Annotated in this window: 19 protein-coding genes; 14 read left to right on the top strand and 5 right to left on the bottom strand. The window is 69.4% G+C overall.

What is annotated here, in order from left to right; translation table 11 throughout:
• The first annotated feature begins 25 nt into the window (after positions 1-25).
• From VV01_RS00105 to VV01_RS00045, 12 genes are all read left to right on the top strand, one after another.
• The gene (locus tag VV01_RS00105; RefSeq protein ID WP_050668114.1) at positions 26-946 is read left to right on the top strand and encodes a DUF3560 domain-containing protein; all 921 of its coding nucleotides are present in this window, start codon (positions 26-28) and stop codon (positions 944-946) included.
• A gap of 78 nt (positions 947-1,024) precedes the next feature.
• The gene (locus VV01_RS00100) at positions 1,025-1,942 is read left to right on the top strand and encodes a DUF4192 family protein (RefSeq protein WP_050668113.1); all 918 of its coding nucleotides are present in this window, start codon (positions 1,025-1,027) and stop codon (positions 1,940-1,942) included.
• A gap of 372 nt (positions 1,943-2,314) precedes the next feature.
• A complete protein-coding gene (locus tag VV01_RS00095) occupies positions 2,315-2,746 on the top strand; it encodes a single-stranded DNA-binding protein (RefSeq protein ID WP_050668112.1) in 432 nt (143 codons plus the stop codon).
• A gap of 32 nt (positions 2,747-2,778) precedes the next feature.
• On the top strand, positions 2,779-3,306 hold the full coding sequence (locus VV01_RS00090) for a hypothetical protein (RefSeq protein ID WP_157508661.1): 528 nt from the start codon (positions 2,779-2,781) through the stop codon (positions 3,304-3,306).
• Positions 3,307-3,731: 425 nt separating this feature from the next.
• Entirely contained in the window at positions 3,732-4,565 is an 834-nt protein-coding gene (locus VV01_RS23685; RefSeq protein WP_050668109.1) for a hypothetical protein, read from the top strand.
• A gap of 142 nt (positions 4,566-4,707) precedes the next feature.
• Complete coding sequence (locus VV01_RS00075; protein ID WP_231635120.1) at positions 4,708-5,301, top strand: helix-turn-helix domain-containing protein; 594 nt, start codon at positions 4,708-4,710, stop codon at positions 5,299-5,301.
• A gap of 96 nt (positions 5,302-5,397) precedes the next feature.
• A complete protein-coding gene (locus tag VV01_RS00070; protein ID WP_050668107.1) occupies positions 5,398-5,655 on the top strand; it encodes a hypothetical protein in 258 nt (85 codons plus the stop codon).
• A 72-nt stretch (positions 5,656-5,727) separates the two neighbouring features.
• Positions 5,728-6,099 (top strand): hypothetical protein, encoded by a 372-nt coding sequence (locus VV01_RS00065; RefSeq protein ID WP_050668106.1) that lies wholly within the window; start codon positions 5,728-5,730, stop codon positions 6,097-6,099.
• On the top strand, positions 6,096-6,770 hold the full coding sequence (locus VV01_RS23065) for a hypothetical protein (RefSeq protein ID WP_050668105.1): 675 nt from the start codon (positions 6,096-6,098) through the stop codon (positions 6,768-6,770). The genes VV01_RS00065 and VV01_RS23065 overlap by 4 nt, the downstream gene beginning before the upstream one ends.
• Complete coding sequence (locus VV01_RS00055) at positions 6,767-7,531, top strand: lysophospholipid acyltransferase family protein (RefSeq protein WP_050668104.1); 765 nt, start codon at positions 6,767-6,769, stop codon at positions 7,529-7,531. The genes VV01_RS23065 and VV01_RS00055 overlap by 4 nt, the downstream gene beginning before the upstream one ends.
• A 34-nt stretch (positions 7,532-7,565) precedes the next feature.
• The gene (locus VV01_RS00050; protein WP_050668103.1) at positions 7,566-8,054 is read left to right on the top strand and encodes a hypothetical protein; all 489 of its coding nucleotides are present in this window, start codon (positions 7,566-7,568) and stop codon (positions 8,052-8,054) included.
• A gap of 121 nt (positions 8,055-8,175) precedes the next feature.
• Complete coding sequence (locus VV01_RS00045; protein ID WP_050668102.1) at positions 8,176-9,216, top strand: zeta toxin family protein; 1,041 nt, start codon at positions 8,176-8,178, stop codon at positions 9,214-9,216.
• Between the two features lie 49 nt (positions 9,217-9,265).
• Here the strand turns inward: VV01_RS00045 and VV01_RS23060 are convergent, their stop codons facing one another.
• Complete coding sequence (locus tag VV01_RS23060; RefSeq protein ID WP_157508660.1) at positions 9,266-9,598, bottom strand: hypothetical protein; 333 nt, start codon at positions 9,596-9,598, stop codon at positions 9,266-9,268.
• A gap of 459 nt (positions 9,599-10,057) precedes the next feature.
• On the opposite strand from VV01_RS23060, the gene mobC reads away from it, so the two are divergent.
• Together mobC and VV01_RS00035 are read left to right on the top strand one after the other, a co-directional pair.
• Positions 10,058-10,402, top strand: coding sequence for a plasmid mobilization relaxosome protein MobC (mobC, locus tag VV01_RS23680; protein WP_197274959.1), 345 nt, complete (start codon positions 10,058-10,060; stop codon positions 10,400-10,402).
• A gap of 29 nt (positions 10,403-10,431) precedes the next feature.
• Positions 10,432-11,949: a relaxase/mobilization nuclease domain-containing protein gene (locus tag VV01_RS00035; RefSeq protein WP_157508658.1), complete on the top strand. Its 1,518-nt coding sequence runs from the start codon at positions 10,432-10,434 to the stop codon at positions 11,947-11,949.
• A 1,083-nt stretch (positions 11,950-13,032) separates the two neighbouring features.
• On the opposite strand, the gene VV01_RS00020 is transcribed toward VV01_RS00035, so the two are convergent.
• From VV01_RS00020 to VV01_RS23675, 4 genes are all read right to left on the bottom strand, one after another.
• Positions 13,033-13,680 (bottom strand): thermonuclease family protein, encoded by a 648-nt coding sequence (locus VV01_RS00020; protein WP_050668097.1) that lies wholly within the window; start codon positions 13,678-13,680, stop codon positions 13,033-13,035.
• 115 nt (positions 13,681-13,795) lie between these two features.
• Positions 13,796-14,002 carry a hypothetical protein gene (locus tag VV01_RS00015; RefSeq protein ID WP_050668096.1) on the bottom strand — a complete coding sequence of 69 codons (207 nt, stop codon included), beginning with the start codon at positions 14,000-14,002 and terminating at the stop codon, positions 13,796-13,798.
• Positions 13,999-15,489 (bottom strand): toprim domain-containing protein, encoded by a 1,491-nt coding sequence (locus VV01_RS00010; protein ID WP_050668095.1) that lies wholly within the window; start codon positions 15,487-15,489, stop codon positions 13,999-14,001. The genes VV01_RS00015 and VV01_RS00010 overlap by 4 nt, the downstream gene beginning before the upstream one ends.
• Before the next feature lie 25 nt (positions 15,490-15,514).
• Positions 15,515-16,077 (bottom strand): hypothetical protein (locus tag VV01_RS23675; RefSeq protein WP_197274958.1); only part of this gene is annotated, 563 nt, incomplete at its 5' end.

The raw sequence follows: 16,077 nt of genomic DNA, 5'->3' as shown, positions 1-16,077 counted from the left end.
GCCCACCCAACAGACAGGACACGCCATGACCCGAAGCGACACCGCAGACCTGCACATCACCCACACCAGCGCCGAAGGGACCACGATCGAGGGCACCGCGCGCGGTGACGGCACCAAGCCGGCCCTGGTCGCGAACAGGTGGCGATGGAGCCGCAACCTGGGCGCGTGGTACCTGCCGCACACCCGAGACCGTGCGCCCAAGCGCGACGCGATCGAGCAGACCGCGACCGACCTGCGGACCGCAGGGTTCACCGTGGCGGTGACCATCGACGCCACGCCCCGCGACCAGGTCGAGGCCGAGGCCGACCGGGCCGAGCGCGCAAGCGACCGAGCCGAGCGGTTCGCCCAGCGAGCCGAACGACGCCAGGCCGACAGCGACGCAGCATGGAACAGGGCGGAGCAGATCAACCAGCGGTTCGCGGGAGGTCAGCCGATCCTCGTCGGCCACCACAGCCAGCGCGGAGCCGAGCGCGACCAGGAGCGCGCCCACGCTCTGCTTGGCCGCAGCGTCGAGCAGCAGCGCCAGGCCGACGAGGCCCGGCGCCGAGCCGAGACGGCAGCCAGCGAGGCCAGCGGCCGCGAGGAGCCGCACCAGGTCGCCCGCCGCATCGACGCACTCACTGCCGATGTGCGCCGCCTCGAGCGGCAGACCAACGGCCGCCCCAGCGAAGAACTCGACCACGCACGCGCGCAGCTCGAGCACTGGCGGCACGTACGCGCCCAGCAGGTCGAGGCAGGCCAGACGCGCGCCTACACCCGTGAGGACATCGCCCCCGGCGACCTCATCCAGATCCGCCGCAACGAGTGGGAACGTGTGACCCGCGTCAACGCCAAGACCGTCACGGTCTACCGGCCCGAAGGGTGGAACGTCGCCCGAGTCAGGTACCACCAGATCCGCGACCACCGGCGCCCGAGCCAGGAGAACGCGGGGGAGTCCACCACCTGAGACAAAACAAGTAGGCACTACCCACTAGGGCAGAAAACAAGTAGACTCTAACTATCAACCACACCACAGGAGGACACCATGGCTGCAACGCCCACCATCACGCCCCAGGGTCTGGCGACCGCACTGCCGCGCATGATCGGCTACCAGCCGCGCGACATGCTCTGTGTCGTCGCGCTAGCCGAGCAGGAGGGCAAGGCCACCATCGTCGGCGTCGCCACAGTGCCCCGCGAGCCCGAGCAGGAGGCGCGGTTGGTGGCGATCAACGCAGTCCGCGACCTGGCTGCACAGCGCGCAGAGTTCTTTCACCTGGTCGGCTACGAGGACGCACCCGGGCGGGTGCTTCCGCTCATGGCAGCCGCCGAGGTCGAGGTGAGCATGAGCGACGCCGCCCTACTCGGGTCGCTCCTGGTCAGCGGCGGCATGGTGACCGACACCGTCACTCAGGAGAGCGCACCGCTTGACGAGGTCAGCGACGACCTCACCCACCTTGCGCCCGCGCCCACCCACGACCGCGACGGCATGGTCGCCGCATGGGCGGCTCGGGGCACCCTCACGCCGAAGGACACCGGCCGGCCGTGGGTGGACGCATGGGTCCACGTCCTCGAGGGCACCGCAGACGACGCCGACGTGCAGGCGGCCGCCTACGCGCTCCAGGACGTCGACGTCCGAGACGTCATCATCGGCACCGCCGCCACCTTCCCGTGGCCGATGCCGACCGACGTCGGCGCCGACGTCGAGCCCCTGCGCAAGTTCGCCGACCGGCTCAACGTGGACGCGCTGCGCCGGGCCGTCGTGCGGCTTGCCGACGGCCCCGACGCCGTGCCCTTCCTCACCGTCGCGGCCTGCCTGACCTACGCCGCGGGCAGGATCGAGACCGCCATGCTGCGCGCACGGCTTGACGCGCTCAACGCGCGTGAGCACTACCGCCTTGCCGCTCTGATCCTCGCGATCTATGACCGCGCGATCGGCCCCAAGGACCTGTTCCGCGCCCGGTGACACCACGGCGGCTCGGCCCCGTAGGGGTCGGGCCGCCGGCCCGTTGGGCCGGTGGTGGCGGCCAGCCCTGCGGGCTGTCTGTGTGGTGTGGTGCTGTGCTCGTGCGGCTCGCCCGCCGCTGCCGCGTCGGGCGAGCCACCCGAGCCCAGCACCACGGCGTCGGCGCCCGTGGCCGGCGCAGCTGGTCGAGCCCGCCGGCGGTGGCGTAGAGCTCGGGGAAAGGCGGCCTTGGAGGGGTGGGGGTGGCCCGGTTTCGCGCGGAATGCTGCGATTTTCTGGGTGCTCACCATGTGAGATAAAACAAGTAGGCACTACCCACTAGACCAGAACACAAGTAGACTCTAACTATAAACCACACCACAGGAGGACACGATGAGCACGCGAGTCGAGACCACGGCCAACCTGATCAAGATGCCCGAGCTCGAGCAGTCCAAGACGGGCAAGCCATACGCCCGAGTCCGAGCCCTGCACACCGTGCGCGCACGCAACACCTCGACGGGGGAGTGGGGCGACCTCGAGACCATCGCGTACGACCTGGTCGTCTTCGGCCAGGACGCCGAGGGCCTGTGCCGCACCGCGCCGAGCGGTCGCAAGAACCTGCGAGTCCGGTTCGCCGGCCGCCTCGAGGTCGAGGTCTGGCAGCGCGAGGACGGCACCACCGGCCGATCCAACAAGGTCGTGACCGACTACATCGCGCCCATGTGGACGCAGGACCTGCAGCTCAGCACCCGAGGGGGCGCACCGGCGCCCACCGCACCGACTCCGGTCGACGAGGACGGCTGGCCGATCCACGGCCAGGCCTGAGCCCAGAGACCACACGAGCGGAAGGATCCGTCATGGGAATGCGAGCCGTCGTCACCTGGAGCGACTACCCCGGCCTGGAGCCCGAGATGCTGTACGCGCGGTGGGGATCACCGATGTACAAACTGGCACCGCTGGCCAGGTTTCTGAACGAGTGCATCGTCTTCGGTCAGCGACCGGACGTGCACCTGTATCGCCTGTGGGCCGGCGCCCACCCCACCGAAGACACCATCACCGAGCCGTTCCACCCGGCCGAAGGCGAAGGCCTGCCCAGTGACCTCAACTGGCTGTGGACGATCGAGACGCAGGATCACTCCAGTGGCTGGAGGGTTCGCATCCGCGTCGAACCGCGCGGCGTCGGCGCCCGATGCCTAGCCCCGGAAGACCTGTCCGTCACGGAGGACAACCTCCTGCCGCTGATCGACCGAGCACACGAGTGGCTGCGACACATCGCAGATGGCGAGGCGTTCGAGGCCCAGCGCGTGATCGCACGCAACCAAGCCGACGACCTCGAGCAGCTCGCCGACTACCACCGACGAGCCCGGATCCACGCCGTCGTCTAATCGGCTCCTGTGCCCCTGACCTCCCGCGACGCACAACAGGTCGCGGGAGGTCAGGCCTCAAGCCGTGCGTCAGTGGTCCGCGAGACGCTGGGGGAGTGGTGGGACAGAACGACGGCCGGCGGCCGCAGCACCAGCTGCCGACCAATCAGGACTGGCCGTCAGACGCCAGACTCGAGCGGATCGGCTACGCGCCCCACCCGATCGACGTCACGGCCCGGGTCGAGTGGCCGGACGGAACCCACCAGCACGTCGCCGCGAAGGCCGTCAGGTGGCTGGGGGAGAGGGTGCATGTCACCTGGCGCGACTATGCCCGGTGCGGAGGCACCGTCAACGTCTGGCTGAACGCCCGAGACGTGCAGCGACGACCGCGTGTGCCTTAGCGAATCTGCACCGTGCTGCCGAGACGGCGCGCTTATCGTTCGTGCATGAGTGACTGGCGGCCAGGGGAGCGGAAGCGACGGCATGCGTTGGAAGGGCCGTTCGATGGGGTCCCGGAGCACCTTGTCGCCCCGCTGCGCGACTGGTGCCACGCGATCCTGACCGGGAACGATGACCTGCTCGAGAAAGTGTGTGTGTCCCTACGCCTACCGAGCTATGGCTACGGAGCAACTGGTCGCCACAGCTTGTTGTCCGAAGCAATCGCACCACCCCGCCACCTGCTGCTCGACATTGTCGAGTTCCTAATTGAGAGCTCGACTGAGTGGGATTCGTCGGTCGGTTATGAAGACGTCCAAGAGCTGGACAAACTGCTGGCACGGGGAAACTCGCTGTTTCGTGTGAAGCCCGATCACAGGGGGCTTCTGACGCAGGTTCTGCCCGCCGTCAAGGCCGAGGTCCAGGAGGTCGTTGACTCAGCAGGGGAGACGTCGGCTGGAGGACACCTCGCCGAGGCTTGGGGGGCGGCGTACGCACGCACCCCGGACCCAGTGAAGGCGTACAGCGAGAGCATCAAGGCGGTGGAGGCGGCGCTTGCGCCACACATCTCACCGCAGAACAGCAAGCAAACGCTCGGCACCATGATCACGAACGTGTCCGACAAGCCGACCAAGTGGACCTGCGTGCTGCCGTCGAACGATGCCGAGAGCGGCGTCCTCATGGTGCTCGCGCTGATGAGGGCGTTGTGGACTGGTCAGACCTCGCGGCACGGCGGTCTCGGCCCGACGCGTCATGAGACGCCCGACGAGGCACGCGCTGCTGTGCACCTGGCTGCCACCGTGGTGCAGCTCGCGACGAGCGGGGCATTCAGGTTGGCTGATTGACATAATCATAATTATCGGCGTTGCACGCAATAAAATTGCATTACATGCATGTTTGCCGGTCTTGACAGTGCTAATCATCGTATGATGCGCTGTGGGTATGGAAGTACACCCCGTCAAGCTCGTATGGCAGCTGCAGCGTGTGATGAGTGACCGCGAGATCCGGTACAGCGCCGAGCTGCGGCGCCGGCTGGAGCTCGTCCTGGGTGATGAGACGCCCTCGGAGGCCCAGCTGTCGCGGATGGTGCGAGCCCGGCCGGAGCGTCTGACCATGCGGACCCTTGAGGGTCTGTGCGAGGTCCTGGCCTGTGAGCCAGGCGATCTGCTCACCCGTCCTCGAACCCGTCAGGAGACGACCATGTCCACCTACGAGTCACCCGAAGAGCTCGCCGAGGCGATCGGCCTGCAGTACGACCCGGGCAGTGAAGACATCATCCCGGGCTTTCCCAGCGAGGCCGACTGGGGCTGGAACGCCTCCGGGTTGGGCACTGGTCCCGACCAGGACGGCGGCCGTTGGCTGGTGACCTTCGCCCGAGCCCGTGCGGATGCGGCCGAGGGGCACCTGATCGGGTACGAGGTCGACGGCCGCCATCAGCGGACCGGTCGGTGCGTGCTGATCCGGTCGCCGTGGACAGCCGAGCGCGATCAGACCGAGCTCCACCGCGCGATCCGAGAGGGCTGGTGGGAGCCGAACGGCCTCAGCACCCTGCACGATCTCGACGCTCGCCTGATCCGCTAGGACGGCGCGAAGTCGTGGGCTGTCACACCTGCCGACAAGGATGGCCGGGCCAGTGCAGCAACGCCGGCCCGACCCACACGAGATTGGAGCTCGAGCATGAACGATGCGAATCGGACGCGTAACTCCGTCCTGGCGGCCGCGGATCGCGCCGACGACGACCGGCTGGCGAACAAGTGCATGTTGATGGCCTCGGTCGTGTTTCTTGCGACATGGCTGCTCATGGTGGTGACCGATGACGCGATCCCGCCAGGAGTGGTCGGTGTCGCTGTCGTGGTTGGCTGGATCGCCGCAGGACTCATGTTCAGCGCGGGCGTCTACTTCTACCTGCGCAGCCGGGTTCGCAGCGGCGACTAGTCAGCACAAAGTGAATGGCCTGGCGGGTGCAGCAACACCACGCCAGGCCCTGACCGAGATTGGAGCTCGATCATGGACAAGTCTACGAACCAGAACGACATCGCTCGACTCAATGCAGAGCTGCAGATTGCGCAGCTCGCCAAAGCTCAGCACATGGACCGAGCGAAGATGGCTGCGGGCAGTGCTACTTTCGCGGCGGTGTGTCTGGTCGCTCTGCTGTCGATCCCGTGGGTGTTCGACCTCCTGGTGGACGCCCAAGTCAAGACGGAGGGCGCATTCGCTCTCACGATGTGGCTGGGCACCGTCTTCCTCGGGGTGATCTTCATCGGCTGCCTTGGCGTGACGTGGTTCCACCTTCTTCGGGTGGCCAGCGCGAGCCGTGATGCACTCGACGCGCTGCGGAGGTTGGGGCCTGAGGGATATGCCGCCGGGGCCCAGCGATGAACGATTCTGCGGACGCGATCGGCGGCCTGCTGGCTCCGTCCAGCTGGAGCGCCTGGCCGTACTACATCGTGGCTGCCGGTGTGCTTGTGGTGCTGATCGAGGTAGCGGTCAGCAGGTCCACGAGCAACGCGCGGTCGTGGGCGTGGACGACTGTCGCGGTGGTGGTGTGCTCCGGAGGGGTGCTCGCGGCTGCTGCAGGGACTCGAGCTGTGGCTGTGCGGGTCGTGCGGGATCAGGCGCACGGTAGCCCGGTCGGCGCTGCGCTGAGGGGGGCGCTGGACATCGACGGCCTCCCACCGTCGTCCGCAGCGGTCTATATCCCGTCCGTGTTCCTGCTCCTGGTGGCGCTAACGGTCTTCTTGTACGTCGCAGCCGTGATGGTCTGGGTTCTCGCCGCCGGGCTGCCCATTGTGGTCTGCGCGGACAAAGCCACCCGGGACAGGTGGCTGCCACGGTTGCAGTCAGTGAGCGCGATCGCGCTGCTGTGGCCGGTGGTGATGGGCGTGGGCGTCGGCGTACTCGTCTGGTCTCACCACGCAGACCAGACGCCGACAGTTCGTGCTGTGTGGGCGGAGGCGGTCCTCGTTTTCGAGGCGTATGCGTTCTTCATCCTGCCGCGGATGACGCGCAAGACCTGGGCCACCGCGACACGAAGTGAGGCGCGCTCATGACCGACCGCGCCGGTACCGGTGGCTCGCCTGTTGCCGTCCGACCACCCGCGACCGGGCTGCGCCGGCACGTCAGGAACGCGGCAGGGTTCGCCCTGGTCTGGGGGGCGTCGAAGGTTCCGCACCGGGTGAGCTTCGTTCGCTCAGCAGGAATTCCACGTACTGGCCCGGTGCTGGTCGTGGCCAACCATCTGTCCATGACTGAGGCCCTCGCGCTGGCGCGGACGGTGATCGGGCACCGCCGCTTCCCGCACGCGCTGGCGATGGCGGAGGTGTTCTCCTGGCCCGTGGTTGGTTGGCTCGCCCGCCAGACCGGGCAGATCCCCGTACACCGCGGCACGGAGGCGGCCGCGCACGCGCTCGAGGTTGCGGCCGCGCGGCTGGAGCACGGGCAGGTCGTGGTGATCTACCCCGAGGGCAGGCTCACCCGCGAACCGGATCTACGCCCCGGTCCGGGCAAGACCGGCGCGGCCCGACTCGCTCTGAACCATCCACATGTGCCCGTCGTGCCCGTCGGGATGTGGGGTCCGCGCCCTGGGAGCCGGCATATCTGGCACCGCCACCGTGCCCACCTGGTCGTCGGCGACCCGATCGACCTCACCCGATGGGCTAACCGGGGCAACGACACGGCTGCAGTAGCTGAGGCGACCGCAGCAATCATGGCCGCGATCACCGCTCTGGTCGAAACCGCCCGCGGCGCACCCTTCGACACCAGCGGCGCCGGTGCTGACCTCACCCCGCCGCCGCGCTCGACATCGAATTAAGGCGGCCTTAATATGGGTAGTGAGGAGGTTTGCGATGACTGTTCATGAGACGAAGCCGGCTGATGAGGCTGTGCTGCAGGATGTTGCTCGAGCGGCCGCGCGTGAGGCGCTGGTGCCGATCGACGTCGCCCGCGCCCTGGTGGCCGCGGTTGACGGTGGTTCGGTGGCGCAGGTGAAGGTGGCCGAGCTGCTGGGTGTGTCCGCTCCGGCGGTGAACCAGCGGCTCAAGACCGCCCGCGGTGTGGCACCGGTGCGTGAGGGTTTCTCGGGTGCGCGCCCGTTGGAGATCGCGCAGCGGTACGCCGCCGGCGACATCGACCGTGAGCAGATGCTGGATGAGCTGTCGTCGTGGCCGTACCCGCCGCGTGAGCCCGACCCGGACGTGGTCGAGTGGAACGTTGCCGGTTTCGGTGACGACTGGAGCGATCTGGGCACCGCGACCCGGCGCGGGTACATCACCTACGACGACTACGGCGTGATCTTCGACCGTGTCGAGGCGCGGGAGGCGCAGGCGAGCACGTGACGTGGCGATCGGCCCCGGATCGTTGGCCCGTTGCCGATCGTGTTGCAAAAATTTCGCGAAATCTTTCCGGCACCTCTGAGCCGCCGACCGACCCGGTCGGCGGCTCAGTAGTGTCGCGGGCGTGGCCGTGGATCTTGAGCAGCACCAGCGTGTCCTGACCGAGCTCGCCGCACCGGAGGGGCCGTTGACGGCCACCGGCCGCCGCGCGACGGTGAACAACCCCGCATGGTTCGGCAACGGCCGCCCGCGGCCGCAGCGCGCGCAGCTGCACGACCGGTTCCTGGCCGAGCACCGCCAGGCCAAGCCCGACGCGAAGGCTGACCGGCAGGCGGTCGTGCTCGCCGGCCCTCCCGGCGCCGGCAAGACGTCGTCGCTGGACCGGGTCCTGGCCGAGCGTGGCTCGAGCCGCGATGAGTGGCTGGTCATCAACTCTGACGACTTCAAGGACGCGATCCTGCTCGAGGCGTTGCGCGATGGCACGTACGACGCCTGGCTGAAGGATGCCCAGGTGCGCGCGGCCGAGGCGCGCGGTCATGAGTTCCAGCCGCGCGAGTTCGCCTCACTGGTGCACGAGGAGTCAGGCCGCATCGCCAAGGACGCCCTGCAGGAAGCAGTCGGCGCCGGCATGAACGTCGTGGTCGACGGGACGCTGTCGAACCGCGCGAACGCCCAACAGCTGCTCGAGAACCTCTACCGGTCGGGATACAGCGTGACGGTCGTCGACGTCGAGTGCACCCGGCAGCAGTCCGAGGGCCGCGCGCACGGGCGCTGGCGCGACGACCGGCTCGCGATGGAAGCCGGAACCGGCAGCGACCTGGTCAACACGCTCGGCGGCCGGTGGGTGCCCTCAGAAGTCACTTCCGGGTTGTTCCCGACCGGGTCGGACCGGTCCGTCGCGGCCGACGTCGTCGACCACCTCGAGAGCACCTACGACGTCGAGGTCATCCGCTACCAGCTGCCCGAAGGCGCTGCCGTCCCTGAGCGTATGGGCGGCGAGCAAGCAAAGGACCCGGGCGCTCAGCGCGCCCGGGCCTTTCGCTCGGCGGTGTCTCCTGGTCGATCCCCAGCAGGTCCGTCCGCTACGCGCTCCTCTCCTGGAGCGACGCGGCCGTTCTCAGGACATCGTCCTAGTCCGAACCGGGGAAACGACCTCGACCGCTAGGTGCAGTGGAGATGTGCTCGTCCTGACGCCTTGATCCGGGTGGCTCCTGTCATGCGGATGGCGCCACGGTGTCCGATCTCATCGGGTCGACTGGAGTCGGCTCTGGGGACGCCGGACGTCCAACAGCTGCGGTCCCTTTCCGGCCGGCGCCCTTGGGCCGACCGCCGCTGCGGTTCGCAGGTCGGCTGAAGCCGAGGTCCTTGGTCAGTTCGCGCTCGGTCCACCCGGAGGCGCGCGCACCGCTCCATGCGTCGCCCTGCTTCTTCGCGGCTGCAGTGAGTGCCTTCTTCGCGTCCTCGAGGGCTGCGTTGGCATCTTCCAGCTCGGCGATCGCAGTCATGCGCTTCTCGAGTAGCTGACGGGCCCGGTCCTGTGTGCTCATGCGTCGTGATTCCCTTCCCCGTTCGTGCGCGGAGGCCATGTGTTCGGCTGCTCTGTCGGCGCCGACGACCTGGCCTTGCTGTTCCAGCAGGGTACCAACGGGCGCTGACGGAGAGAGGGTGAGACGCACCCACCATCTCGTGGCGTGGTCGCCGCGCGACCGAAATCGGACGCAGGTGCCATAGCGATGGTGCTTGGAGCCAGCAAGATACGCACTTATGTGCATTAAGCGGTCCTTGGGGCTGGCGCCCTGACGGACCGATGAGGCAAAATGCAAGGCATGACGACAGACGAGCCGACCCCCGGGTCCCCGGTTGGGAGGTCGGGCGAGGAGTCCCCGGAGGCGACGCAGCGGCGTCGTTTGTTCCGGGGCCGTCGTCGTGCGAATGACTCGGCGGGGCCTCGTAGTCATCGCACGGTCATCGCTCACTCGGATGCCGAGTGGGTCCGAGTGAAGGCGATGGCCGCGGCGCAGGGCGTGAGTGTGCCGCGGCTGTACGAGCGGGCGCTGTGGACTGGGGATGCTGTCGCGGCGGAGCGGATGAGCGCGATCTACTCGGAGGTCTTCGGCGCACGTCGCGGCATCGCAATGGCGCTGTCGAACGTGAACCAGATCGCGAAGGTCGCCAACTCCACCGGTGAGGTGCAGCTGGCGCAGCTGCTCGCGGTGATGGAGTACCTGGAGCGGCAGTACGAGCACTTCAACGCCGTGCTCGCGCAGCTACCCGGTGGGGAGTCGCCGATCGTGACGAAGTACGAGAACCCGCGCTACCTGATCGAGCGTGAGCAGGAGCGCGACCAGTGATCATCAGCGTCTTGGGTCAGGGGCGTGACATGTCCGGCGCGACTCGTTACCTGTACTCCGACGGCAAGGCGAACGAGCACACCGACCAGCACATGATCGCTGGGTCTCCCGGTCTGGTCGCTGAGTGGGGCGGCTACCTAGACCCGGTCGAGGCGGCCGAGCTCGGGCGGGTCATCGAGGCTTCGTGGCGTGCGCAGTACGTCGACCAGCGCGCGTACGCCGGCGCCCCCGGTGGTGGTGTCTCGCGTGAGTCGCTGCACTCATCGCAGGCGTCCGAGCGTGAGCAGGTGCACGTGTATCACGTGACGATGTCGCTGGACCCGAGCGAGGGTGAGTACACCGATGAGCAGTGGGCGACGCTCGCGCAGGAGTTCGTCCAGGGCATGGGTTTCGAGACCGGGCGCGCGGAGGACTCCGCGCGCTGGGCCGCGATGCGGCACGGCAAGTCCGCCAAGGGCAACGACCACATTCACCTTCTGGTGAACCTGGTCCGCAACAACGGTGAGCGCGTCGAGCTGTCCTACACCGACCCCGAGACCGGGCGGGCGATGCGGGACATGCCGTACACGCAGGTGCTGCGTCGGCAGATGGAGGACAAGCATGACTTCGTCGTGCCGCTGCGCGACCGTGGTCTGGACGCCAAGGGCCGCGGTGCGTCGAAGTACACGCGCGCCGAACAGCGTCGCGGCGCGGACCGTGGTGCGGTGCCGAAGGGCAAGGGCAAGGGTCCGGTTGACCCGGACCGCGTGTACTTGCAGCGCGTCGTACGCGGCGCCGCTCAGGCATCGCGCACCGAGGCGGAGTGGGTCTACAACGTGCTCGACGCCGGTATCGACATCGAACCGCGCTGGGCGCCCGGTGGTCGTGATGAGGTCACCGGCTACAGCGTCCAGCTCGACAAGCCGACCGCACCCGACAAGAGCGCCGGTGCGGATTCACGAGTGCGGTTCGCCGGCAGCAAACTCGCACCGGATCTGTCTCTGACGCAGCTGCGCAAGCGGTGGGCCGCGAACGAGACAGACGAGTCACGCGCGGCCGCGATCACGACGTGGCGCGGGGAGAACATGCCGCCGGAGCACAAGCCGGGCACGCTCAACGCGACACCCGACCTCGAGCGGGCCGCGGCGGAGCTGAGTCAGTGGAACGACGACCTCGAACGGCTCGACCCCTACGACCCGATCGCGTGGAAGGTGCAGACGGCGCACGCTGCCGGCACCGTCAGCCTGATCGCCGCGCGCGCCGGCGAGGACGAGGTCCTGCGCCCTCTGTCGGACATGGCCGACCGCTACACACGCTCGAGCCTGGCGCAGCCGTACGACGCCGAGCGCACACCGTCGTACGTCAAGGCGCAGCATGTCGCACTGGCCGCACGCCACCTGAACCTCGCACTGCGCGCCGGCGGCGTCGACTCCTCCGTGGATGGTTGGCCGTACTGCAGCAGATGGAGCGCACCGCACGCGCGATCGAGGCCGCACGCGACGCGCACCAGCGCACCAACCTCGCGCGCGCCGAACTGTCCGCCACGCGCGTTGCGCCCGCGACGCTGACCCGGTGATCGAGCACTTGGACCGCAGCGTCGCCACCGATGAGCAGCAGCAGAACCGGCGGACTGCGCAGGCCGCGCGGTCGGTCCTGGCGCCGCGGCGCGGCCCCGTCACCGCGCACCGGCCGACGTCTACGGCGCATGCGCCGGAGCGGGACCGCAGCGTTGAGCGAGGACAGGGCCCGGACTCCGGTCGCTAGCCGGTGGTCTTCTCGAGGAGCTTGACCAGCCGCTGCTCGAGCGCGTCCCCAGGCCAGATCGGTTGTCCCGGAGATCCGGGGGAACAGGTAACCCTTGACGGCCAGCTTCCTGACGTCCCCGCGCGGGCCGCTGAACTTGTCCTCGCCGAGTGCGCGGAGATTGTCGTCGATGGCGAACGCGCGCCGGTAGGCGAGCATGCTCAGGCACCTTTCGACGCGCATGTAGTCGTCCTCGCCGTCCCAGACAGCGCGCACGTCGTCGAACCACCGCGGCGCGTTCGGCATCCCCAGGTAGTCCTCGAGCAGCAGCCGCAGCCGCTGCTCGAGCGCCTTGCCTGCCTCCTTGCCAGTCCCGGCAGCGGACCCGTGCACGTCGCGGGCCTTCTCGGCCGCGGTCACCTTCTCGGCCGCGGTCTCCGCCTTGGCCGTCGCCTTGGCCTCCTTGTCCCGAGCGGAGTCGAGCTGCCGCTCCGCTTGCGCGAGATGGCGGGCAGCGGTGTCCTTGGTCTGTCGGGTGGCGAGCAGTCCCACCGAGCCATTCGCTGCCTGCGCCTCGCGCAGTGCCCCTTCGGCTACGGCGACTCCCTCGCCACGCTTGGCAGCCTCGCGACGCAGGGTCTCGACCTCCAACGGCGAGGGCGCACTGGGGATCCGCTCGTCCGCGCGCAGGCCCACGAAGTACGCCAGCCACTGGCGCCGCTCCTGCTCGTTGACGGCCGCGAGCTCGGCCGGTGATCGCAGCTGCTGCCCCTGCAGGTTGTACGGCATCTGGCCGCAGTGCTGGCAGGGTGCCTGCGCGAGCACGTCGCGGATCTCGGTGAGGACGTCGTGGCTTTGCTGGTCGGCGTTGCTCATCTCGCTCCTGGTGTGTTCGGTCGGGTCCGTGCTCAGCTGCACGCCCGCCACCGGCCGGCCTGTCGTGCGCGGGCGGTGGTCTCGCGGGCGGTGTACTCGGCCTTGCGCTGGGTGGGGATGTCGCCGTGCTCGTGTGCTCGAGCGGACCCGTGGTCGATGAGCGCGGCGCCGACGTCGGTCGTGCCGTGCTCGACGCTGACGTAGCCGAGCAGGCGTCCGTAGACGTCGCGCTTCCACTGCGTGGGGTCGGTGGTGACGGTCACCCATCGGCCGTCGACCATTCCGCGCAGGTCGCGGGTGGCGGTCTTGGCGTAGCACTGCGCCCGCGCGCCGTCGTGCGCGAGCTCAGGTGCGTCGACACCCACGACGCGGACCTTGCCGGCGTCGCGGCCGCGGTCATCGCGTACACGGAAGGTGTCGCCGTCCAGCACCCGTGTGACGCGCAGCCGGTGCCTCTCGCCCTCGCGGATCGGGGTGTGCGCCCGTCCGGGGTTCGCGGATCCGGTCCAGGACTTCACCCGATCCCGGAACGTGGGGTTGTTCTGATAGGTGAGCGTGCCGGCAGCGCCGGTCACCAGCAGCGCCCCGGCGAGCAGACCGGCGGTGCCGCCCGCGGTTCGCCGCTCGTGCGCGCGCACCGGTGTGCCTTCCTTGAGTGTGTATCCCTTGACCCACGTCATCGCGACCTCCTCGCGGTGTTGGCACCCCTGCCGCTCCCATCGTCTCCGGCACCACTGACACCGCCGCGAGCACACGAGTAGGCGCCCACGGTGAGGTGGGCGCCTACTGGCGTGCTCAGAGCGGGTTGATCTGTCGTGGTCGCCACGGGCCGATGCGGTCCATCAGGGCACCGGACAGGCGCTGCCCCTCTCCCCCGCCGACCCGGAAGACGACCTGATCGACGATCAGCCACAGGCAGTGCCGGGTGTCCTCGATCAGGAACGTGCCACGTCTGGGGATCGGGTCGGTGCGGTAGCCGGACCCGGTCATGACCGTCGTCACCGACCCAGGTCGTTGTTGCGGCCGCGGCGTGGCGACAGGGCCGACTTCGCCGGTTTGCGGCCGCGGTTGCCGGCACGGGAGCGAGCGGCGCCGACCGACTCGGGTGTGGACCGGGAGAACGCGGCGCTGGCCTGCCTGCGGGCGTTCGCGGTGCCGGTGTCGACGTTGCTCAGGTCGGCGCCCGCGGCCCGGTCGTACACCGCCGGCCGTTCGGCCGGTCGTGACGCCGGCGGTGCCGTCGTACGCCGGGCGTCCTCGGGCTGGTCCTGGTCGACGTCGGCTGCTGGTGCCAGCGATGCGGCGGTGGCGCGCAGGTCAGCCGCGGCGGATGTGGACGCGATGGCGTTCCCGTCGTGCTGGTTGCGGGCGTACTCCTCATCCCGGATCACTCGGTCCCGGGTGTCGGGGTCCAGGTCGGCCGGGTCAGCGGCGATCGCTTGCTGCCGGCGACCCTCGTGCAGCCGGGCCCGGTCGTGCTCGAGGACGGCCCGGTTGGCTTCCCGGTCAGCCGCCTCCAGCGCCTCCGTCCGGCCCTCGCCTCGAGCGGCGTCAACGTCGCCGGCGAGATCCGCGGCGAGTGTCTGCCACGACGTCCCGGGCGCCCAGCGGCGACCGGGACGGTCGGCCGACAGCTCGGCGTTGACGTGCTCCCAGGCCGCATCACGGGGCGTTGCCGGGTCGCGGCGCATCACGGCATCGACCGCGGCCGAGACCATCTCGCGCTGGTCCTGGCGCGGCGCGGCGGCGACGTGACGTGATGCGGCCTGGACTGCCTGCCACCGCTCCGTGGAGTTCCCGAACGGTCGTTCGGCCAGCTCCTGGTCGAGCAGAGCGGCACCGACCGGCGGCAGCACGCTGGACGGCACGCTCAGCTGACCGGCCAGGCCGTCCCGGTTGCGCTGGTACGCCTCGGCCGGGTCGCCCTCGGCGAGGCTGATCTGCCGGGTCGAGACGCCGTACGGCGCGAGCTGGGCCACGTCGTGCTCGGCGGCCTTGCGGCCGGCCTCGTCGTTGTCCAGCGCCGAGCGCACCCGCCCGTTGACCGCGCGTGCGGCCAGCAGCTCGGCTGCTTGATCGGTCAGGGCGGTGCCCATCGGCGCGACGCCGACGACCTTGCCCTCACCGGCGAGGTTGACCGCGGCGACGTCCATCATCCCCTCCACTCGGGTGACCTCAGCACCTTCGGGTGCCTCGGCCAGCCCGAGCAGCAGCCGGCTCTTGTCGAACGCGGCCGTCTGCGGGGTGTTGAGGTACTTCGGTGCGCCGTGCGCGCCGTCGGACAGGTCGCGGCCGGTGAACCCGACCAGCGCGCCGTCGGCGTGGTCGCGCACGCCCATAACGACCCGGTTGCGGAACACGTCGTTCACGCGCCCGGTGGAGTTCACCCGCGCCAGGCCGGCGGCGATGACTTCCTGCTCGGTCGCGCCCTGCTGCACCAGGTGATCGGTCAGCGCGCGCCACTCCGCCGGCGCGTACCCGGGCCGCATCGGTGAGTCCGGGCCCTCGAGCCCGTCACCGAACCGCGCCCGGACGTGCTCCTGAGCGGGCGAGCCTTGGTACTGGCCTGCGTAGAAGTCCTCCGCTTGCTGGTGCAGTTTGCACGATCCGCTCCCGCTGCGGGTCGTGCGCCTCTACGGACGGCTGTTCCGACGCGAGGCGTGACCGCAGGAAGGTCGCGGCCTCCTGTGATTCACCTTCGAGCACGTCGGGAAATGATGACCCGTGCACGGCGAGGTGTGCCCGCTCGAACGCCGCCGGGTCGAGGTTGCCCGCGGTATCAGCCCACTCGGGCTGATACCCCAGCCCGGGCCGGTCTGGGGTGTGCAGCTGCTCGGCGGGGACACTCGCGCCGGTCGAGGTGGGCACGAACCACTCACCCTGCTCGCCGCGGACCGCAGGCCCGGTGACCAGCACCGGCAGGTCGGCCTCTCCTGCCCGGAACACTGCCGGGACAGGCTCGTCCTCCGTTGAGTGGGCTACCCACCCGGCCGGACCACGGTCGGCGGCCGCGGCCGCAGCCGGGGCCTTGTCGACCGCGGCTGTCGTCGGGGCGAGGGCGTCGGTGGAGCCGGTCG

The organism is Luteipulveratus halotolerans (assembly GCF_001247745.1).
Lineage (GTDB): Bacteria > Actinomycetota > Actinomycetes > Actinomycetales > Dermatophilaceae > Luteipulveratus > Luteipulveratus halotolerans.
This window is presented reverse-complemented; position numbering and strand designations above follow the sequence as displayed.